This is a genomic window from Streptomyces violascens (genome assembly GCF_014649955.1).
Classification (GTDB): Bacteria; Actinomycetota; Actinomycetes; order Streptomycetales; family Streptomycetaceae; genus Streptomyces; species Streptomyces violascens.
The window spans coordinates 14,562-35,949 of the sequence record NZ_BMUA01000042.1; the positions used below are offsets into that span (position 1 = coordinate 14,562).

16 protein-coding genes and 2 pseudogenes are annotated in these 21,388 nt (G+C 67.9%); 8 read left to right on the forward strand and 10 right to left on the reverse strand.

What is annotated here, in order from left to right; genetic code table 11:
- The first annotated feature begins 42 nt into the window (after positions 1-42).
- The 6 genes and pseudogenes from IE206_RS39240 (at position 43) to IE206_RS39265 (ending at position 6,431) form a co-directional block, all read left to right on the forward strand.
- Complete coding sequence (locus tag IE206_RS39240) at positions 43-1,236, forward strand: alpha/beta hydrolase family protein (RefSeq protein ID WP_189971034.1); 1,194 nt, start codon at positions 43-45, stop codon at positions 1,234-1,236.
- 41 nt (positions 1,237-1,277) lie between these two features.
- Positions 1,278-2,196 (forward strand): annotated as a pseudogene (locus IE206_RS39245) (IS5 family transposase).
- Positions 2,197-2,497: 301 nt separating this feature from the next.
- Positions 2,498-3,028, forward strand: a pseudogene (locus IE206_RS39250) (transposase); the annotation flags it as partial.
- Between the two features lie 109 nt (positions 3,029-3,137).
- Positions 3,138-3,329: a hypothetical protein gene (locus IE206_RS39255; protein ID WP_189971036.1), complete on the forward strand. Its 192-nt coding sequence runs from the start codon at positions 3,138-3,140 to the stop codon at positions 3,327-3,329.
- Between the two features lie 537 nt (positions 3,330-3,866).
- On the forward strand, positions 3,867-5,030 hold the full coding sequence (locus tag IE206_RS39260) for a hypothetical protein (RefSeq protein ID WP_189971038.1): 1,164 nt from the start codon (positions 3,867-3,869) through the stop codon (positions 5,028-5,030).
- A 96-nt stretch (positions 5,031-5,126) separates the two neighbouring features.
- The gene (locus IE206_RS39265; protein ID WP_229853364.1) at positions 5,127-6,431 is read left to right on the forward strand and encodes an MFS transporter; all 1,305 of its coding nucleotides are present in this window, start codon (positions 5,127-5,129) and stop codon (positions 6,429-6,431) included.
- Between the two features lie 63 nt (positions 6,432-6,494).
- On the opposite strand, the gene IE206_RS39270 is transcribed toward IE206_RS39265, so the two are convergent.
- From IE206_RS39270 to IE206_RS39315, 10 genes are all read right to left on the reverse strand, one after another.
- Positions 6,495-7,055 (reverse strand): CGNR zinc finger domain-containing protein, encoded by a 561-nt coding sequence (locus tag IE206_RS39270; protein WP_189971040.1) that lies wholly within the window; start codon positions 7,053-7,055, stop codon positions 6,495-6,497.
- 132 nt (positions 7,056-7,187) lie between these two features.
- Positions 7,188-8,789: an AMP-binding protein gene (locus tag IE206_RS39275; RefSeq protein WP_189971041.1), complete on the reverse strand. Its 1,602-nt coding sequence runs from the start codon at positions 8,787-8,789 to the stop codon at positions 7,188-7,190.
- The gene (locus IE206_RS39280) at positions 8,786-10,003 is read right to left on the reverse strand and encodes a multidrug effflux MFS transporter (protein WP_189971043.1); all 1,218 of its coding nucleotides are present in this window, start codon (positions 10,001-10,003) and stop codon (positions 8,786-8,788) included. The genes IE206_RS39275 and IE206_RS39280 overlap by 4 nt, the downstream gene beginning before the upstream one ends.
- 61 nt (positions 10,004-10,064) lie before the next feature.
- A complete protein-coding gene (locus IE206_RS39285) occupies positions 10,065-10,706 on the reverse strand; it encodes an NAD(P)-dependent oxidoreductase (RefSeq protein WP_189971045.1) in 642 nt (213 codons plus the stop codon).
- A gap of 44 nt (positions 10,707-10,750) precedes the next feature.
- Positions 10,751-11,560, reverse strand: coding sequence for a class II aldolase/adducin family protein (locus tag IE206_RS39290; protein WP_229853365.1), 810 nt, complete (start codon positions 11,558-11,560; stop codon positions 10,751-10,753).
- Between the two features lie 15 nt (positions 11,561-11,575).
- Positions 11,576-13,102, reverse strand: coding sequence for an FAD/NAD(P)-binding protein (locus tag IE206_RS39295; protein WP_189971047.1), 1,527 nt, complete (start codon positions 13,100-13,102; stop codon positions 11,576-11,578).
- A 3-nt stretch (positions 13,103-13,105) separates the two neighbouring features.
- Complete coding sequence (locus IE206_RS39300; RefSeq protein ID WP_189971050.1) at positions 13,106-14,107, reverse strand: DUF5602 domain-containing protein; 1,002 nt, start codon at positions 14,105-14,107, stop codon at positions 13,106-13,108.
- The gene (locus IE206_RS39305; RefSeq protein ID WP_189971052.1) at positions 14,104-14,613 is read right to left on the reverse strand and encodes a flavin reductase family protein; all 510 of its coding nucleotides are present in this window, start codon (positions 14,611-14,613) and stop codon (positions 14,104-14,106) included. The genes IE206_RS39300 and IE206_RS39305 overlap by 4 nt, the downstream gene beginning before the upstream one ends.
- A gap of 95 nt (positions 14,614-14,708) precedes the next feature.
- On the reverse strand, positions 14,709-16,235 hold the full coding sequence (locus IE206_RS39310) for a 4-hydroxyphenylacetate 3-hydroxylase family protein (protein WP_229853366.1): 1,527 nt from the start codon (positions 16,233-16,235) through the stop codon (positions 14,709-14,711).
- A 252-nt stretch (positions 16,236-16,487) separates the two neighbouring features.
- Positions 16,488-17,162, reverse strand: a complete 675-nt coding sequence (locus IE206_RS39315; protein WP_189971054.1) for a TetR/AcrR family transcriptional regulator — start codon at positions 17,160-17,162, stop codon at positions 16,488-16,490.
- A 181-nt stretch (positions 17,163-17,343) separates the two neighbouring features.
- Here IE206_RS39315 and IE206_RS39320 point away from each other — a divergent pair, with 181 nt between their 5' ends.
- Complete coding sequence (locus tag IE206_RS39320; RefSeq protein ID WP_189971056.1) at positions 17,344-17,928, forward strand: isochorismatase family protein; 585 nt, start codon at positions 17,344-17,346, stop codon at positions 17,926-17,928.
- Between the two features lie 834 nt (positions 17,929-18,762).
- Positions 18,763-21,369, forward strand: coding sequence for a P-loop domain-containing protein (locus IE206_RS39325; RefSeq protein WP_189971058.1), 2,607 nt, complete (start codon positions 18,763-18,765; stop codon positions 21,367-21,369).
- Positions 21,370-21,388: the final 19 nt, after the last annotated feature.

Sequence of the window (21,388 nt, forward strand, 5' to 3'; positions counted from 1 at the left end):
GGATGATTCGAAACAGGGGGCACGGAATCTAGCGTCGATCCCATGAAACGCAATCGCCATATCAGCGCTGTCGCGGTGCTGGCGCTCGCCGCCCTCGTCACCGGGACCGGTGCCGGGTTCGCCGCCACGGCCACACCGTCGGCCACACCGGTGGCCACGCACGCGTTCGCCACCGCACCGGCCACGGCCACCGCGCCCACACGGTCCTTCCACGGCGCGCTCCCCGCGCCGACCGGTCCCTATGCCGCCGGCGAGGAGGTCATCCACCTCACCGACACGAACCGTCCCGACCCGTGGGTGCCGTCATCCGGCCCCCGCCAACTGACCGTCACGATGGTCTACCCGGCCGTCGCCGGGACCGGGACTCCGGCCCCTTACATGACCCTCGCCGAGGCAGCCGGACACATCCAACGCGCGAAGATACCGGAGAGCTCCGGCATCACCCCGCAGAATGTTTCCAGCATCACCACTCACGCTTTCGACCGCGCGCGGCCGCAGCGCGGCAAGTATCCGCTGGTGCTCCTCTCACCTGGGTTCGGGGACCAGCGCTCGGCGCTCACCTCGCTCGCGACCGAACTGGCCAGTCACGGCTACGTCGTTGCGCTCGTCGGCCCGACCCACGAGGACGGCGGCGAAACGCTGGGGAACGGCGAGACGCCGCCGTGCGCGATCTGCGATGACCCGACCCGCGACATGAAGACGGTCACCGCCAGCCGCGCGCTGGACATGTCCTTCGTGATCGACCAGTTGACGCATGGCAATACCGCGTGGCGCCTGGCACACCTCATCAACAAGCACGAGATCGGCATGGCCGGACACTCCATCGGCGGGGCGTCGGCCGTCACCACGATGATCGCCGATCCGCGCGTATGGGCCGGCGTGAACATGGACGGCTCCTTCATCCCGGTTCCGATGCCCGGCCAGATCAACCGGCCGTTCCTCATGCTGGGTGAAACCGAACGCGGCCACGACGACACGTGGGGGCGGACATGGGACGCCCTCGGCGGCTACAAGAAGTGGCTGGCGGTCATCGGCGCCAACCACCCCAGCTTCACCGACATGGACCTGCTGGAGGAGCAGGCCGGGTATCCGACGCCGCCCCTCGACCCCGAACGTGGAATCGTGATCACGCGTGAGTACGTGACAGCGTTCTTCGACCAGACGCTGAAGGGGATCCACAGTCCGCTGCTGGACGGCCCCTCGCCGAACAATCCGGAAGTACTCTTCCAGCACTAAGTCGTGCCTCTCCGATCATGTGATTCGTTGTTCGGGTCATGTTGAGCAGGGGGGATCTGACGGTTGACGAGTGGGCGGTGCTGGAGCCGCTGCTGCCGCTGAGCAACAACCGGTGCGGGCGGTGGCGGGATCACCGGCAGGTGATCAACGGGATCATTCACCGGCTCGGTACCAGCTGTCAGTGGCGTGAGCTGCCCGAGCGGTTCGGTCCGTGGCAGACGGTGCACAAGCGGCACCTGCTGTGGTCGGCCGACGGCACCTGGGAGCGTCTGCTCCAGCATGTCCAGGCCGCGGCCGACGCGTCAGGTGACATCGACTGGGGCATCTACATCGACTCCACTTCCGTCAGAGCTCACCAGCATGCCGCCGGCGCCCGCAAGGACTCACCTCCGGCACCCACCGTGTCAAAGGGGGCCCTGCACAGAGCAGTTCGCCGGAGCCTGCTGGCGTTCCTGGAGGAGGCGGTCCGGTCGGCGAGGCCCTCGGCCGGTCCCGCGGCGGTCTGAGCACCAAGGTCCACCTGGCCGCGGACGGCAAGTGCCGCCGCTGTCCCTGGTCGTCACCCCGGGCCAACGGGCGGACTGCACCCAGTTCGAACCGGTGCTGGACAAGCTCCGCGTGCCCCGCACGGGACCTGGCCGGCCGCGCCGGAGGCCGGACAGCGTCAGTGCGGACCGGGCCTACAGCAACGGCGTCATCCGTGCCTACCTGCGGCGGAGCGGCATCCGGTGCGTGATCCCGGAGAAGAGCGACAGCCGGGCCGTCCGCCTGCGCAAAGGCTCGCGCGGCGGACGGCCGCCGGCTTTCAGCCCGGCGCGGTACAAGCAGCGCAACACCGTCGAGCGGGCGGTGAACAAGCTGAAGCAGTTCAGAGCCGCCGCGACGCGGTACGACAAGCGCGGATACGTCTACCTCGGCACCGTCACCGCCGCAGCACTCCTCATCTGGCTCCGATCATGATCGAAGAGACGGAACCTAGCCGGATTGCCGCCGGGGTATTGATGGCCGTACCCGGGAGACGGGCCGCTGTCACTGAGAGGTCGCTCGGCATCGCCGGGCGGCCCCGAACCCAGCACAGCCGACACCCCGTTTCAGTCCCATTTCGGCCAACGCACCCACGAAGCGGCAGGAGAGCGGCGTGATCTGACGCCGCCGGAGCCAGCCGGGAACTACCCAGACGGATCGCTACGCGTTGAACAAGGCCTGCTCGCAAGGAAGTTGTCGGCCACCGTCGCGGATCGCCCTGCTGCACGCCACTGCCCGCTACCGCCAGGCACCCCTGAGCGTGGCCACGCACGCCACCAACCTGAGGCGCGAGGCGTTCACCGACGTCACCTGACGCCAGGACTCCCCCGGCCCGATGCGCTCCCGTTTCGCTGCCCTGCACGTGCGCCCGGCCGGCAACCCCGTCGTCCGCCCGCTCAAGCCCCGGGCCCCGGCCGAGCAGGGCCGGTGGGACGGCGTCCTGCCCGACCTGTGACTGCTGGCCCAATGGCCCACCGACGCCGAAGAGCCCACCAAGTACTGGTTCTCCGACCTGCCCACCGACACCCCACTGGAGGACCTGGTCAGCTGCGCGAAACTGCGCTGGCGCATCGAGCACGACAACCGCAAACTCAAACACGGCCTGGGCCTGGACCACTTCGAAGGACGCTCCTGGCCCGGCCGGCACCACCACGTCACCCTCGCCACCGCCGCCCACGCCTTCCTCACCGAGCAGCGGCCCTCCCCAAAAGCCCCCACGCCGGTCTCACCCTCTACCTCGTCCTCGACCTCCTCCAGGACACGCTGAGGTGCTGGACCCGCATCTGCACCACCTGCCACCAACTGCTACCCCGCTCCTACCAGCAGAGAGCGACAAGATCGCCTGAGACCTAACGGAGTCCTATTAGGAGCCCCTGATGAAGATCTCCGTGAGCCTGACCGGGGACCTCCCCATCCCAGCCCAGTGGGCCTTTGGGCACAGTCTCGAGACCAGCGGCGGGACCGCTGCGGTCGTCCGTGAGGACGTACGGGCGATGATCCTCAACGCCGTCCAGGCCGGGATTCCGCTGCTGGAGGAGGCCGACGCGGAGGTCGCGCTGAAGCCCTGACTGCCATCGCCAGCCCTCCTGAACCCCCGTTCTTCGGAACGGGGGTTTTTGCATGGAGTGGCTTCGCCGTGTGGCTGAAGGAGTGTGATGCTACCGGCGAGGATCAGCCACATACTCGTGGAAGCTGTAGAGCGTGTTCGAATAGCTGCCTAGCCCACGCGCGGGGAAGCATGGGCGATTTTACCGGAAAAAGGTCAGGAATTATTCCGCAGGGCGGAATATAACGCGCCGGTGGCGGGACGGAACGCTCCACTTGTGGAGATTTACTCGACATTTCCTCCCATTAGTGTCATCCAGCTGTTTTCGAGCTTCGAACGATCCGTTCGGGCCATTAATCTCGCTCTCGCCGCCGCAGTCCGGAAAGTATCTTCCGGATTGCGGAAGTGCCTGTTCTAGGTCTCGAGGATCCCCGCGCGGTTCACCCATACGTTGCCGTCGCCCTTCCGGCGATCGTCCGTTCCGCGCAGAGTCCCTGGGAGGCCTGTAGTGGCGGTATCACCCGGAAAACAGTCCTATTCCCAGGGGGGAAACGGGAGCATGAGTACGCGAAGAAACTTCATTGCGGCGACCACCACCGCAGCGGCGGCGGCGACTTTCCTGACCGGCGCGGGAGCCTCGCCAGCCGGAGCGGTTGCCCCGGATGCGGCGGCTCCGGCAGGCAGCGGGGACGCGGCCGGCGACCAGGTCACCGCGCGCGGCAACATCCTTCAGGTCGACACCGACATGCGCACCAACTACGACAAGCTGCGGGTCGGGGTGACGCAGCAGCTGACGCCGGTCATCGTGGTGGAGAACGGCATGCAGGGCGGTAAGTACACCCTGGTCCTGGACGGTCAGCGGTTCGTGGAGGAGCCGATCGACCAGATTTTCCAGCTGGCGAAGTCCATCGCACACGTCCCGCTGGGGATCTTCTCCGTCATCGCGCCATACCTTGACCCCCGCGTTCCAGCCGGGCAGAAGGACATGTATGCCCGGGATCTGGCGATGACCGCGTACGCGGGGCCGGGCAAGACGGACTGGGTCGACCCGCTGACGAAGTTCGTCGCCGACCTCGACACCGCCCGGCGCACCCTGGAACAGGCCGGGCTGCCCACCGACCTGAAGGTGTCCTGCGCGCACATCCTGGACGCGGGCATGACGTACGCGAACGACATCATCCGGCGCCGTACCTTCGACATGAAGGGCTTCGAGGACTTCACCGGCAAGGTCGGCGACGACATCAAGCAGAACATGTACTGGGCGGCGAAAGTCCAGATCGAGGCCGTCAAGGATCTCTTCACCCGCTGGAAGACCAAGGTCGGCGCCGACCGCTGGCACGAGCTGTACGTGGTGGTCCTGTCGATGTGGACCACCAGCGAGCTGAACCAGAACTCGATCATCATCAAGCACTTCATGGACGCCGGGATGGCCGACAGCCACCTGATCGACCTGCCCTGTCAGGCCCCGTCGATCGCGAACGCGGTCGATGTGGCCCTCGACAACCTCGCCCGCATCGTCCAGGACAACATTGCGGCCCAGATGGTGTTCTCCACCGACCAGCAGCTGGCCGACGCCCTCAAGGGCAGGCCCGACCTTCTCTCCCAGGAACTCCTGAAGCTGCTGGGTGACACCGGTGCGACCGCGTCCACCGCGTCGCTGGCGGCCTGTCCGTTCCACTCCAAGCTGAAGGCACAGCAGGCCGTACGTTCCGTCGCCGTCTGACCTTCTGCGACCGTCCCGTAAGACCCGGCGGCTTCCTGCCTCATCCTTTACCCCGGATGGGGCGGGGGGCCGTCGCCCTTTTCCCGGGGGAAAACCATGACCATGCCCTCTGTGTCCTCACGACGAAAACAGGTGTGGCTGCTGGCCGGCGTCATTTTGCTGGCCGTCAATCTACGCGCGGCAATCACCTCAGTCCCGCCGATCCTGTCGGCCCTGAAGGACGCCTTACGGCTGTCGGCGACAGCCGTCGATGTACTCACCACGCTGCCCGTGCTGTGCCTGGGCCTCTTCTCCTTCCTCGCACCCCGCCTCGCCCGGCGGATCGGAGAACGGGGCGCTGTCAGCTGTGCGCTGGGCCTGATTGCCGCCGGGGCCGCGCTGCGCGCCGTACCGTGGCTTGTGGCGCTGTATGCGGGAACGATTCTGGCCGGTGGCGGGATCGCCCTGGGCAACGTCCTGATCGTTGCCGTCATCAAACGCCACTACGCCGCCCGCCTCGGCACCGTGACCGGGCTGGCCATGATGCTGATGGCCCTCTCGGGAGCGGTCGCGGCCGGCATCGCGGTCCCGGTGTCCCAGAGCGCGGGCTGGCAGATCGCACTGGCCCTGTGGGCGCTCCCGGCCGCTGTCGGCTCCCTCACGTGGGGAGCAGCCCCGGGCGGCGAGGACCGTGTAGTCACCGCTACGGCCAGGGAGGCCGAGCCGGCCGGGGAGGAAAATCTGCTGCGCTCGCCGGTGGCCGGGGCGATCATCGCGTTTCTGGGGCTGGTGTGTCTGGCGTTCTATGTCCTGGTGGCGTGGCTGCCCGAGATCATGCAGTCCCGGGGATATTCGGCGGCGACGGCGGGCACGATGATGTCCGTGATGCTCGCTTTGGGGGTACCCCTGGGGCTGGTGATGCCGGTGGCCGCCGCACGCATGGACGATCAACGGCCCCTGGTCGTGGCCGTTTTCGCCGCGAAAGTCGTGGGCCTGGGTGGTATCTGGATCGCGCCGTCCGCGGGCTGGGCGTGGGTACTGATCCTGGGCATCGCGACGGGCGGAGCGTTCCCGCTGGCCATGACCTTGCTGAGCCTGCGCACCACGGATGCGGCGGCGACGGCGCGGCTGTCGGGTGTCGCGCAGACCGGCGGCTATCTCCTGGCCGGCTTCGGCCCGTTCGCCATCGGGTTTGTGCACAGCCTGAGCGGCGGCTGGGATGTCCCGCTGATCGTGCTGCTGGTCCTGGTGGTCCCCGAGCTGCTGGCCGGGCTGTATGCGGCACGGCCCGGTGTGGTGCGGGTCCTCCGGCGGGGACGGCACCGCAAGGGGCAGGCCAGTGCAGCGCAGCCGGTGGTATTCATCCCACGGCAGCGCAGTACTTCCTCCACGCCGGGTCGCCCGGTCCGCGAAGAACGCTGAGCGGAACAGAAAACCCCCGCTCCTTTTCCGGTTGTCCGGGGAGGGGCGGGGGTTTTGCGCTGGTCAGGCGCTGTTTCTTCGGCGGGCGTAGTGGCGGGCGACGCGGACCCGGTTGCCGCAGCCTTCCCGGGAGCACCAGCGGCGCGAGCCGTTGCGCGAGGTGTCGAAAAAATACAGGCCGCAGTCGTTGGCGCAGGTCCGCAGCCGGTCGAGGTCGCGGGTGAGGAGGGTGAGGTAGCTGACGGCGGCGAGATAACCGATGAGGTGGGCAGGATCGTCGATGTCGAGGTGCTGGACCGGGCCGGTGGGCGTCAGTTCGTGACGCATGCGGCCGTGGCTCAGCAGGGTGTTGAAGCGGGCCAGCGCGTTCGGGTCGGCGGCGTCGGCCAGGAACTGGGTGAGGATGTCGCGGGCGCGGCAGATGACGGTGAACGCGTAGTCGTCGGCGAACTGGTAGGGGTCGGGGTAGTCCTTGAGGTGGCCGCTGGTGTGCAGCCATCGGTTGAGGGCGGCCCGGGTGTTGATCAGGTCGATGTGCCCGGTGCGGTCACGGTAGCGGGTGTTGACGAGGTCGAGGGCGACGGGTTCGCCGGGCAGCGGGCGCAGGTCTTCGTGCAGGGGCATGACAGAGGGGTTCCTTTCTGGGCGGAACATGGCAGGAGGAAGGCGCGGCAGCCTGTCCCGAAGGGGGTGGGATGAGGCTGCCGCGCCTGGGAGAGGGCCGCACAGGGCCGGGGAGTGCGGTCTTCTCCCGCTTTAGGGGACGGGTGTCCAGGTGGCTTCGGGGGTGCTTTCGTAGCGCTGGCGCAGCGGGGCACGGCGGAGCTTGCCGATGCCCGTTTTGGGGATGTCGTCCTTGCCGACGGGCAGCAGGCGGGCACCGGTGATGCCGAAGCGGGCGGCGAGCATGCCGTGCAGGGTGCCCAGTTCGACAGGGGTGGGGTGGCCGTTTTTCGGGTGGAAGAACACGGCGAGGTTTTCCCCGGCCGTTGTGGTGACGGGAGTGGCCACCGTGTAGGTGGGGGCGGCGATGTCGAGTTCTTCCACGGCGGCTTCGATTTCGTGGCCGTGGTAGATGACGCCGGCGAGGGTGATCCGGTCGTCGGCGCGGCCGGTGACGGTCAGGATGGTGCCGTCGATATAGCCGAGGTCCCCAGTTGTGAACCAGCCGTCGGGGGTGAAGGACTGCCGGGTCTGGTTGTCGCCGTAATGATATCCGTCGGTGACGGCGGCTCCGGCGACCTGGACGTGGCCGAGGGTGTTTTTGTCGGCCAGGTTGCCGTCGTCGGTGACGATGCGGATGCGGGTGCCGGGTTGGGGGCGCCCGACGGGTACGTAGCGCTGGCCGAGATATTCGGTGAACCGGCAGTCGGTGATGCCGGAGGAGGTTTCCGACATGCCCCAGCCCGGATACATGGCATCGCGCGGCAACCCGTAGAGAGCCAGGCCGGTCATGAAGTTCTTGATGACGTCGGCGTGGAGGGGTTCCCCGCCGTTCATGATGTAGGTCAGGCAGGTCAGATCCCACGGGGTACCGCTGACAACTTGGAGGGCGTCGTTGACGAGCGCGAAAGCGTAGTTGGGCGCCCAGGTGCAGGTGATGCGGTGGGTGTGGACGGTGTCCAGCCAGCGCAGCGGGTAGTCCAGGATCCACCGTTGGGGGGCGTGGACCTGGTAGGCGCCCAGGTAGGTGTCGCGGGTGTGGAACATGACCAGGCCGCCGACATGGTCCAGGGGCATCCAGTTGAGAGTGCGCTGGCGGTGGTCGAGGTGGTTGACGTGGGCAGTCGCCGCGGTGCGGGTCAGGATGTTGCGGTGGGTCAGGCGCACGGCCTTGGGGGTGCCAGTGGAGCCGGAGGTCAGCAGGAGCAGCGCGAGGTCTTCGGGCCGTCCCTGGTGCTGGTGCAGGTCGGGGGCATGGCCGAGAAGGTATTCGTAGGTTCCGGTGGCGTAGGGGGTCATACCAGGGGGGATGGTGCGTCCGCTGCCGGTGATGAAGCGGGGCTGCCCATAGGCGGTCCACACCTGTTCGAGCAGGCCGTCCCGGTCGGGCACCGGCAGCGGGACGTAGCCGCCCAGGTGGCAGGCCCAGTAGGCGGTGACCAGCTCCCGGGGGTCGGGAGTGTCGAGAAGGATGATGTCGCCGGGCTGGTTGAGGGTGCGGCGCAGGCCGGCGAGTATTTTCCGCGCGTTGTCCAGCAGCTGGCCATAGGAGAGCGCGGTGTGCGTGCCGTTGGTGTGGAGGAAAACGATTTTCTGCTGGCCGTGGCACTGCGCGGTACGTATCAGTGCGTCGGCGAGCGTGGCCACGGCGGGGGTGATGGCGGGGCCGCCGTTGAGGAAAGCCTTCCCAGTCATGACACTGCCTTCACCGGCTGCGGTACCACGCGGGCGGGGGCCGACTTGGTGCGGGTGAGGGCGAAGGAGGCCAGCGCTGCCAGACCGAGGGCGGCGGTGAGGATGCCCATGGGCACGGCAGAGGTTTTTCCTGCCAGGCCGACCAGCGGGACCATGGCGGCGCCGATGACGTGCTGGAAGAAGCCGATGAGAGCGGCAGCCGACCCAGCGATGTTGCCATGGTCGTTCATGGCCAGCCCCATGGAGGTCGGCATGATCAGGCCGACGGAGGCGACCACCACGAACAGCGAGACGAGCAGCGCGGCCAGCGGGGCGTCGGTGAAGGCGCAGGCGAAGGTGGCCACACCTCCCAGGGCGCAGGCGGTTACTCCTACCCCGAGAAGACGCCGGGGTCCGGTCTTGTGGACGATACGGCCGGTGATCTGGGCGGCGATGACCAGACCGAGGGCGTTGACGCCGAACACGTAGGAAAACCCCTGCGGGGACAGGCCGTGGATATCTTGCAGGACGAAGGGGGCGCCGGCGATGTAGGCGAACATGGCGGCGAATCCGAACCCGATCGACAGCAGGCAGCCCACGTAATTGCGGTCGGCGAGCAGGGTCTTGAAGGCGCCCTTGGCTGCCGGGCCCCGGCGGCGGTTCGGGGCGGGATGCGTTTCGGGCAGGAACATCGTGCAGGCCAGGCCGATGACGACACCGACCAGGGCCAGAGCCAGGAAAATACCGCGCCAGTCGGTGAAGCGCAGCAACTGCCCACCAGCCAGCGGGGCGAGGGTGGGCGCGAGTCCGGTGACGAGGATCAGGGTGGAGAACAGGCGTGCGGCTGCTGCGCCTTCATGGCGGTCGCGGACGATGGCGGAGGCGATGACGATGCCGGTGGCACCGCCGATGCCCTGGATCAGCCGCAACACCACCAGCAGCCAGATGTTGGGGGCAAAGGAGCAAGCCACCCCTGCGGCGATGAACAGGAGCAGTCCGGCCATGAGGGGGCCGCGTCGCCCGAGACGGTCGGAGATGGGTCCGGCGATCATCTGGCCGGTGCCGAGTCCGACCAGGCAGGCGGTCAAGGACAACTGGGTGGCGGAAGCCGAGGCGTGCATCTGGTCAGCGATCTGCGGCAGGCCGGGCAAATACGTGTCGTTGGCCAGGGGCCCGAGTGCGGTCAGGGCGCCGAGGAGGATGGTGAAGCGGACGGTGGCTTGGGTTTTCGTCATCGTTTTCTCCAGGAGCCCCCGGCCCGTGTGCAGCAGGGCCGGGGGGCTGTAGGGGGAAAGGTCAGTAGGCGAGGCTGATACGGGCGCGGATCGCGGAACCCCGCTCGACCTCGTCGGCGAAACCGATCGCGAAGTCGGGGATGCTGATCTTCGAGTCGCCATTCGCGGTGGTCAGCAACTCATCGCCGCCCTTGCGGTAGGCGCCGGTCCGCTCCCCGGGCTCGATCAGCTTGGGGGGCGAGACGAACGTCCAGTCCAGGTCACTGACCTGCCGGTACATTTCCAGCGCCTCGTTCTGGGCGGAGGCGTTCGCCTTCCACATCTCGGGGAAGTGCGGGGAGTCGATGACGCGGACACCGGGCGCGGTCAGCAGACTGCCCGCGCCGCCCAGGACCACCAGGCGCGTGACGTCGGTCAGTCGCAGGCCGGAAATGAGGGCTGCGGTGGCGCCCACGATGATGTCGCGGTCCTCGTCTCTCCCGTCGTGGCGGGGGCCGATCGCGGACACCACCACGTCGTGGCCTTCCGCCAGGTCGGCCACGGTGCGGGCGTCACGGACGTCGCCGGCCTGGGCGGTGTAATTTCCGGTGGTGGTGGTGTTCCCGGAGCGGGTCACACCGGTGACGTGGTGCCCACGGGCGATGAGTTCGTGGGTGATCGTCGAGCCGATGTTCCCGGAAGCGCCGAACAGAAGGATTTTCACGGGTTTTCCCTTCGCAAATGCAGACGTAGGGGCGCGGATGCGCCTTAGCTTTCGTTGAGGAAATCGGGCTGGTCGTGGGTGATCTCGTCCCAGAGCAGCTCGAAGCTGAAGCGGGCCAGCTGCGTATCGCCGAACCCTTGGGCGGCGGCCTCGGCCTGGGCGGCGGTGAAAGCGTGGGGTTTTCCGGCAGCGCGAGCCAGCAGCTGCACCTGGGCGCAGGAGTCATAGGTGAAGAACCGGTGGACGGCTTCCTCGATCGAACCGCCGACGGTGATCAGGCCGTGGTGGCGCAGCACCAGGGCGCTGTTGTCCCCGACGTGGGCAGCGATGTCGCGGCCCTGCTCCACAGTGACCGAGGGACCCTCGTACGCCTCGTACAGGGCCTGGCGGCCATGGAAGGCGGCCGATTCCTGGTCGATGGGCTCCAGCAGCCGGCCCAGCGAGCCGAGCGCGCGGGAGTAGGGCGTGTGGGCGTGCGCGATGGCGTGCAGGTTCGGGTACTGCTGGTGGATCGCGGCGTGGATGACAAATGCGGACGGATTCACCTTCCGCGATCCCGCCACCACCCGGCCTTCGAGGTCGACACGGATCATGTCGGCGACGGTGACCCGGTTGAAGGACACTCCGAACGGGTTCACCCAGAACTGGTCGGTGTACTGGGGGTCGCGGACAGAGATGTGTCCCGATATTCCCTCCCCGAAGCCCTCGCGGCCGAACAGGCGCAGGGCGGCGGCCAGGCGCTGCTTGACGTGACGGCGGTGCTCGGTGACGGTGGCGAATGTCTTGTCGGCGGGGATGGGCAGCCCGGTGGCCGTATCCGCGAGGAAAACAGGGCGCACGCCTTCGCTGGTCACGGTGTTCTCCTTGGGTCAGGCGCTCACCAGCGCGGGCGTCAGCGCGGCGGCCGTCTGGTGGGCGGTGATGGCGTCGGTGATGTCGCGGGCCCGGTCGACCAGCGAGGGAATTCCCCAGGTGAAAAACAGAGCGCCGGCCGCGAGGTCTCCCAGCGCATACAGGCACGGATCCGTCTGTCCGGCGACCGTCAGGCGGCTGGTGGCGCGTTCGATGGTCAGGCCTCCGTAGGGGTTGACGGCCACGTTGCGCGAGCGCAGCAGGGAGGTGACCAGGCGCTGGGCCGCGTGCGGGATGCGCTGGGCGGAAGGGCTGATGGTGTTGACGATCCGGTCGGCCGTGAAGGTGCCGCCAGCCGTGGTGAGCGTGAAACTGGCATTGCCTTCTGGGGCGATATGGCGCAGCCCCCCTTGCACGGACAGCTGTCCTGCGTCCGCCAGCTCCAGCAGCAGGGCGGCCGAGGCGGGCGGCATCGGGCAGCACAGGCTCATCAGCGCCCGGTGGTGATGGCGCAGCAGATGCTTCTTGTCCTTCTCCGTCAGCTGCGGCCACACGTCGGGCCCGGTGTCGGGAATGGCTCGCTGCAATATGCGCAGCCCCAGATCCGTGTCGTCGACCAGAGACAGCTGACGGCGCAGCCGGTCCAGCGGCTTTTCGGTGAACGTGGAACCGATTTCCGCGAAAACCCTGTCCGGGTCACTGTCGGCCTGGACGAGTTCGCTGCGGCACATGGCGGCCAGCTCGGCCAGCGACAACGTCCCGCCCTGCGCCGCGAGGGCCTGCATGCGCGGCTGGGTCAGGTTTTTCACCGTGAAGTCAGCCGGCCGCTGCCGCACCGCGGGCAGCACCCCGTTGCGGGAGACCAGCGTGATGCTGCCTTGATGCCCCGTCGCGGCCAGGTACCGCACGGTGTCGACGGCCGTCAGCCCGCTGCCGAGGATCGCCACGTGATCGTCCATGCCGATCTCGTGAAGCCGGTCGACCGCCGGATACGGATCCCCGATATATCCCTCGGCCCCCGCCAGACTGTAGAGATCCTCCGGCGCCCCCCTCCCTACGCACAGCACGGCGTAGTCGAAGACACGGGCCCGGCCGTCTTTCGTCTGGAGCATGACCCGCTGCGCACAGCGTGCAGCCGAGGTCACCGGCGCGCCGATCAGATCGACACGCCAGCCTTTGCGGCGCAGCCTGCCCATGGCGCTGTACGCGGTGTGTTCGAGGTATTCGCCGTAAATGGTGCGAGCGATGAAGCGGGCCCCAGAGTGCGGATCGGGCACCGTGACGCTTTTCGTGATCCGGTCGCGGCCGGCGAGCCAGTACGCGAAATGCTCCGGATCCCCCGCGCGTACCGACATGTCGGCGGGCACCATGTTGATCGTGAAGGTTTCGGTGTCGACCTGGTAGGGCCTGCCCCGCCACAGGTGCGGGGACGGCTCGAACACGGTCAGGGAGCCGGGCGCCAGCGTGGAGGCGGCCAGCGCATCGAGCAGGCACACCGCCGCTGCGCCGCCCCCCACGACGGCGATGGATGATCCCCCGTTCACCTCTCACGCTCCCGGGGCGGAATAGAAGTCGCGGAGCGACACGGTGAAGTCGTCGCGGCCCTGCTCGTAGTTGATGCAGTACTGGCGGGGGTAGAACCCGGTGTTCTTCCACGCGGCAGGCTGGTTGATGGCGAAGCAGCCGTTCGCGTTGGTCCCGGCAGCGAGGCCCGTAAACCACGCCTTGGTGATCATCGGCTCTTCGAACAGGAGGTCTCCGTCCCACCCTCCGTACATGAAGGTGTGCGTGAACGGCTGGCCGTGCCATTCGGGGGAGTCGTCGGTGTCCATGAGGTGGTTGCCCATGGCGCCTTCGGCGGCTTCCTTGTGGTCCATGTAGCCGGCCGGCATGTACGGGGCAGGGATTTCCTTGGTCGCCGTGGCGTAGTCGTCGCAGTTGATGACGAGCCCGCACGGCCCGGTACGGATCGCGTCCCGCACCGACTTGGGCTTGAGGTAGAAGTGAAAATCGAAGTGCGGGACGTCGTAAATGCCGGGCAGGCCGTGCCCCTTCGGGTTGTAGTTGGTCAGTACCCACTGGGAGGACAGGCCCGGCGCCGCTGTGGTGGTGGCCGACGGCAGGACAAGGGGGTGCTCATAGCCGCCGACACATTCGGTGTCCTGGTCCACGCGCCCGTCACTGTTGACGTCGTAGCAGTGGTGACGGTCGTTCATGTCGGTGGGCAGGCCCGCCAGCGCATCCCGGGTGAACGTCACCCCGACCGCGTAGGGGGTGCCGTCCTGGTTGGTCTGGGTGTAGGAGCGCAGGTTGCCGTTACCGAGATCCTGGGCGGGGCCGAACGCGGCACACGGCCCTTCGTACGAGCGGGTGCGCTGCTTCAGGGAGGCGGCGGCCTCGGGCGCAACGGCGGTGGTCTTCCCGCCGTCCATGCTGTCGGTGACGCACATGACCCTGGTGGTACTGCCTCCGGTGGCGTGCGCGGTGGGGGTGGTGAGCATGCTCGTGGCAATCAGGGCGGTGGCGGCGAAAATACGGGTGCGGTTCATGAGGCGGCGCTTTCGGTGTCGAGGCGGTGAAAACCACCACCGAGGAAAATCAGCGGAGTGTGCGCGGAGCCGGCAGCACCCAGGGCGACGGCCTCGCCGATCACCTGGACGTGGTCACCGACCGCGTAGTGGTCGTAGTAGCGGCACTCCATCCACCCGGCCCCGGCGAACAGCAACGCCCCCGTACGCTCCCCGGGACGGGTGGCGGCGGTGCGCAGGGCACGGTCCCGCTCGGGCCGCCGCCCGGAGAACGTACGAGCCGTCCCTTCCGCATCCGCGCCGAGGATGGAGACGGCGAACACGCGTGAGGCCAGTGCATCGGCGAGAAATTCGGAGTCCGCCCGGAAACTCAAGCTCACCAGTGGCGGGGTGAGGGACAGCGAGGCGAGAGAGTTGACGGTGATCGCGTTGTGGCGGCGGGCACCGGCCCGTGTGTAGCGGCAGGTTGTAGCGATGCATACACCGGTGGCGAACTGGCGCATGACGCTGCGCAGGTCGTCAGTCACGGGAAAAACCTCCAGAGCATGAGCAGGAGGGCAGCCGGGTGCCGGCGGGGGAAGGGGGAGACGGCACCCGGCTGCGTCTGTGGGAGACCCTGCGGTCAGCGGTCCTCGGCCCAGCGGCCCCGGGTGAAGCCGTCCAGGTCGTAGTCGCCCATCGCCTTGTCGACCTGGGCGCCGTAGGCGTCGAGCAGCCCCATCGCCTGCGCGGCGTTGGCGGTGTCGAGGCGCACCTGGTCGGGGCCGCCCGCGTAGTTCAGCTCATACAGCTCATGACGGCCGCCGAACTCGCTGCCGATCGCGTCCCACGCGAGCTTGAACAGTTTGATCCGCTCCTCCGCACCCCCGGCCGAGCCCCGGTAAAAACGGTCCAGCAGCGGGCGCAGCTCGGTGTTCTGCAAGTCCTTGTAGCTGGAGCCGGTCATCAAGAGCGAGCCCGCCAGGTGCTCCTCGAAGAAGTCGTGGACCCGGCGCCAGGACAGAGGGGCCAGCACCCGGTGGCTGGCGGCATATTCCAGCTTCGGCAGCACCGTTCCCGCCGGACCCTCCTCGGGGTCCATGGCCATGGCGGTGGTCATCGCGCACGTCAGATGACGCCACGCGAGGAGTTCGCCCAGTCCGGCCTTGACGCCCCGGAAGTCCTTGGTGCCGTTCATGCGGGTGCCCTTGTCGAGGAGGCCCGCCATGAACTCCAGCTTGACCGCCATGCGGATGGCGCCCTGGAAGAAGCCGCGCGACAGCAGGCCCGACCGGGGGAAGTACTCGTGGATCTTCTCGGTGTCGCGGTAGATCAGCACGTTCTCCCACGGGATGAACGCGTTGTCGAAGACCAGGACCGTGTCGTTCTCGTCGAACCGGCTGGAGAGCGGACTGTCGAACGGGGACGTGGCCTTCTTCTCGTAGGAAGGACGGCAGATCACCTTCAGGCCCGGGGTGTTCATCGGCGCGATGAACGCCAGCGCCATGTCTTCGGCCTTGCCCTTTTGCAGGTTGCCCAGGTGGATCTGGCCCACGAACGCCGCGTTCGTCAGGGCCGAGCCGGTCGCCATCAGCTTGGCGCCCTCCACCACGATGCCGTCGTCCCGCTCCTCGACGACCGTGATGAACACGTCCGAGATCTCGTGCGAAGCCCGGTTGCGGTCCACCGGCGGGTTGACGATCGCGTGCGAGACGGCCATGCCCTGCTTGACGTACTTCTCGTACCAGGCCCGCGCGTTGGAGTCGTAAGGGGCGTAGAAATCCTGGGTGGAGACGAGGCCGGCCATGAAGGAGGCCTTGTAGTCGGGCGTGCGGTTCATGAACCCGTAGCTCATGCGCGCCCAGTGCTCGATCGCGTCCCGGGCCTTGAGCAGTTCCTCGGCCGAGTGCGCGGGGGTGAAGAACCGGTGGACGCGATGGCCGGTATACCGGTCGACCGTCGTCATCAAGTCCTTCGTCTCCGGCGCGTGCAGCGCGTCATACAGGTGCGCCGACGACTTCGCGGCTCCGGCGAACGCCGGATGGGTGGTGACGTCCTTGACGACCTCCCCGTCCACGAAAACCTGACGCCCGTCCCGCAGGCTCTCCAGAAAGGAGTCGCCCGTCATCAGCTCGTTGGGCGCCTCGTCAGGCATGGGTACAGCAGACATATCCGGTCCCCTCCGAAAAAATGGGCATGCAGAAGAAAGAGGTGCTTTCCGGGCAGGCCGGAAGGGACAAAAAGGCTCCTGACGTCCCCCCGTGACGCACTTCTCCCGCGCAGCAGCGGTCGCCCCTCAAGGGCGGGTCGAGCCCTCCCCAAGGTGTTCACGAAGCTAACACATCGCGTAAGCGTTGGTAACACTCCCGGGCATGAAAAAGCCCCGCCCAACCCGGACGGGGCCTCTCTGACCTGCGAAAATCTAGGAATCAAGCGACCGCGACAACGCCTGAACCACTTCGTCCTCCACCGTCACGGTTCCCGACAGCGCCCCCACCAGCGCCCGCGCCAGCACCGCCGCGGCCGCCTGGCCCGCACCCCCGCCCTCCTGCGCCTGACCCGTCACCTTCCCGAGGACCGCATCACGCACCACCTCAGAAACCGCCAGATCCCCGAACAGCTCGGGAAACGACAGCATCATCAGGCACACGCCCACGTTCGCCGCCAGAATTGCCTGGCCCGCGACCGCCGGCGCCAGCACCAGCCGCCCCGCTGCCTCGCAGCGCCCCAGCACTCCCAGCAGCAACGCCTGAGCCTCCTTGACCGCCTGCGGCTTCGGCTCCCCGTCCGGCGTGAACATCAACCGGTACAGATGCGGATTCTCCAAGGCGAAACGCACGTGGCTGTCCCATGCCGTCCGCACATCCGCCACCGGATCCTCCGTCCGGGGGTTCTTCCGCTTGCTGGCCAGAAAACGCTCAAAGCCACGGTCCGCCACCACCGCCATCAGCCCCCGCTTCCCCCCGAACTGCCGGGAAATCTCAGGGGCCCCCACCTGCGCCTTCGCACAAATCGACCGCGTAGAGATCTCCTCCGCACTCTGCGAAGCAATCAGCTCGGTCGTGGCGGCCAGAATGCGCTCTCTCGCTGTCGACATGAAGCCATGCTAACAGTTCATGTACGAACCGCTAACGCCCCTGACCAGGTAAAACCACCATCCCACACAAACGGAGCCACTGGCACCGCGTACACCCTGCTTACATCTTGTGTTAGCGTCGCCAACACCACAGGGCGCTCATCAGCGCTACTGCCTTCCACATTCCTCAAAGGGGACCCCCATGGGCACCACCACGCTGCGCCAGCTCAACAAGTTCGACGAGACCCCCGCCTCCCTGGCCGACGCCACGGTCATCCTCATCGACTTCCAGAACACCTACACCCACGGCACCATGGAACTGGACGGATGGAAGGACGCCGTCGCCGAAGGCAAGCGCCTCCTTGCCGCAGCCCGCGCCGCGGGCGCCACCGTCATCCACGTCCAGGACAAGGGTTACCAGCCCGACACCGAAGACGGTCAGATCATCGCCGACGTCGCCCCCATCGCCGGAGAAGGCCGCGTCATCAAGTCCGTCCCCAACGCCTTCCACGAGACGAACCTCGCCACCCTCGTCAAGGAAGCCGGACACGAGAACGTCATCCTCGCCGGCTTCATGACGAACATGTGCGTCCTGTTCACCGCCCAGGGCGCCTTCCTCAACGGCTTCCGCCCCACCGTCGTCGCCAAGGCCTCCGCCACCCGCTCCCTGCCCACCACCGCCGCAGGCCAGGAGCACATCTCCGCCCAGCAGATCCACGACGGCGCACTCGCCACCGTCACCGAGCTCTACGGCATCGTCGTCCCCACCGTGAACGACCTCGCCTGACAGCCCCCGACACCGTCGGGGGAAGCTGGACGGAGTTTCCCCCGACGGCCCGCACCACCCAAGGCGCCCCGCTCTCCGATCGTGCCGGAGACGGGGCGCTGTCGTGAGTAAAGATCAGAAGGCGGTGCGGTGCGATTCCCATCGCCGCGCAGGAGCGGGCATCTCCCCCAGCTTTAGATGGCGGCGCACTTGCCGACCCCGAAGGCAGTTTCACTTCATTGGCGTGATGCCTCTGGCTTGAGTGATCCGCGCCACTCAAACATCGATGGCACCCGCTCAAAGTTCCCTACGTTGTCTGCGGGACCGGGCGAGCCCTTGGAGGGTAGGACGAGCTCAGAGGCCGCGCGCACGCGCTCTCGGCTGGCCACAGGGATGTACCGGGACCCACGGCCACTTGTGGATCTCCTCTCACTCCATGCGGCGCTCCGCAGCGCCTCATCGTCCGGGACCGGCGCGCCGCTCACGCCGCCGGTTCCGCCTGAGCATCAGGGGCCGCCGTAGGAGGATGCCGAGGACGTCGCGTGCCGCCCGGCGACGGGCCGGAGTGGGCGCGAGTACCGCGACGAGGGCGCTGACGGTGATGGTTGCGCTGTAGAGCAGTGCAGCACCCCCCGCAGACAACGCACCGTCATGCAATACCGACAACTGGACCATGAAAGTGCCCCCTTCGGAGTAAGTTGCCGTGCCATGGCACGGTTCCACCCCCAACCGCCGTCGCGCGACGCACGGCCCTCCGGTCACGGTGCGTCTTCGCAGCCCGAGGACGGTGCAGAAAGTGTCACGGGATCGTCCGGCGACACGGGTGACCACCGGACGCGCGACGACGACCCGGCTGTGGCCTTCGGGAAGAAGCTGCAGGAGCTGGTGAGCTCCAAGGGGCTGACGCTCGGTCAGGCAGCGCAGCGAGGCAGACAACGGGGGCTGCAGATCACCAAGCAGCAGCTGAGCCGGTGGCAGCGGGGTGAGAACATCCCCGAGTGGCCACCCGTACAGCAGCTTCTGTCCGTGGTCCTGCTGCCGAACGGGAAACTCGACAAGGATGCGGAGCGGCGGTGGTACGACCTGTGGCACGCGGCTCGCGAGTACCGCCAATCCAACAGGCGCAGACCGCAGACGCCCGGCACACGTGCCCGGACGTCGTCCGCGACGCGGGCCGGCACCCCGCCGGCGGCGTCGCACCGGCCTCGAACGGGAGCCTGGCCGCCGGCCTACTGGGCGACCGTGCGGGACATCCGGCGTCGTACACCTCAGCTCAAGGGCCGTGACGAGGAGCTGTCCGTGCTCACGGACGGTACGGGCGGCTACACCTGGGTCGTCGGTGAGCCCTACGCCGGCAAGACGGCGTTGCTGGCGGCGGTGGCGACGGATCTGCGCGAGGCCGGGAACACCGACGTCGTGTGCTACTTCATGTCACACCGCGAGGCCAACGCGGACGGTGAACGACTGCTGTCTGCAGTGGTCCCGCAACTGGCCGCGCTCCTCGACGAACCGCCACCGGTGGCGGACTCGATCAATCTGCAGGCCCTCTGGGAACGTGCCTGCGACCGCGCGGAGTCGACCGGGCGCACCCTGCTGCTGATCGTCGACGGGCTCGACGAGGAGCGGCCTTATCCAGGGCGGCGCTTACCGGCGTACGGCCTGCTGCCGTCCCGGGTGAGCGGCCGTGTCGCCGTTCTGCTCAGTACCCGTCCCGGTTTCGACATGTCCGAACTGCCCCTCGGTCATCCGATCCAGGACCACCGGCGCATCGGCTTGCCGACGCTCGAGGAACCACGTCGGGCCGCTGTGCTCGCGCGCCGCGAGATGGACACACTGCTCGACTCCGCGGACGACGAAGCGGTCGACATCCTCGCACTGCTCGCGGCGGCCGGCGGACCGATCGGGTCCGACGACCTCCTTCAGATCCAGCAGACACCCGCTGAGCCGCACCGGCGCCGCCGGCTGCGCCGCATCCTGCGCGGCGACCTGGCGCACAGCCTGGAACGTGTCGGTCCTCCGGACGCAGTGCGTTATCAGTTCCGGCACTTGTCGCTGCTCGAGCATGCGCAGAAGCACCCTGATCTTGGCGCACTGGAGGTGAGGCAGCGGATCCACGCGTGGGCTCGCGGCTGGAGCGAGACGCGGTGGGACCCCGCACGCACCCCGGCGTACCTACTGGATACCTATCCCGCCACGATGATGGAGGAGCCCGGACTGCTGTACGAGCTCACCCAGGACGTCAACTGGCTGGTCACCGCGCTTCCGGTGGCCGGCGTGGACACGGTGATCGCGTTCCTGCGGCGAGTGGACGGCGCTGGTCTCACCGATGCCGACCGGTCCGCCCACGAGGCGCTGGTGGGCGCCCTGTCGGGCCAGGCTTCGCAGCTGAGGGGGGCAGGGCCACAACAACGTCTGTTCGTGGCCCGGCAGTTGATGTTCCGGGCGCTGGAGGACAGCGCGGGCCGCCTGGCCGGAAAGCTTCACACGTATCTGAGCGACGGGCCCGGACCTCACCTCTACCCGTTCCGCACGACGCGGCACAGGGAACCCGCGCTCCTGGCCCGCAGTGGCCGGCTGGACAGGGTCAGGACCATGGCTGCGCTCCCCGACGGGAGGGTGGTGGCCGGTCTGGGGGAACGGCTCGTGGTGTGGAACCCGGCCGAACCGTCGGCTGCCACCGAGTTGTCCCGCCACACGACCCACGTAGCGGCAGTCGACGTGCTGCCCGATGGCCGGGTCGCCGCCATCGAATGGGACGGCCGCGGAATCTGGGTGCACGACCTGGCAGAACCCGGCGGCAAACCGGTTGAGCTCGGCCGGGCAGCCGGTACGCCGCTGCCTCACAAGCTGGGACCCGACGCCGCCACCGCTCTGGCCCGGCTGCGCGAGTTGCGCAACGCCATCACAGTGCACTGGATGGCAGCGCTGTCGGACGGCTGCATCGTGACAGACGCGGGAGGCAGCGACGGCCGCTTGGTCCGATGGGATCCCCACCGGCCGGGTGCGGACCCGATCGAGGTCGGCCGGCATGACGCTCCGGTACGAGCCCTGGCGGCGCTTCCGGACGGTCGCCTGGCCACCGTGACCGGTGAGAAGAAGCTCAGCCAGGTGGGTGAGAAGGACGAGAGCCGGGTGTGGGTGTGGGACTCCGGCATGCGACCTGGGCCACCGATGGAAATCGGGCGGCATTGGGCAGCGGTCACGGCAGTCGCCGCCCTCGCGGACGGCCGGGTCGTCACCGGGCACCGGACCGGGCACATCCTGTTGTGGGATTCGACGGCTCCCTCGTCCGGTCCCGTCGAGATCGGCACGCACCCCGACTCGGTCTCCGCGATCGCGGTCCTCGACGACGGCCGGCTGCTCACCGCAGGCGAGTGGGGCGGCTGGCTGCTGGCGTGGAACCCCGATGAACCCGTGTCGAGGCGGTCCTGGGCCGGCAGCCCGGCGGAGTGTCGGCCATGACCGTGCTGGGGCGCCAGGT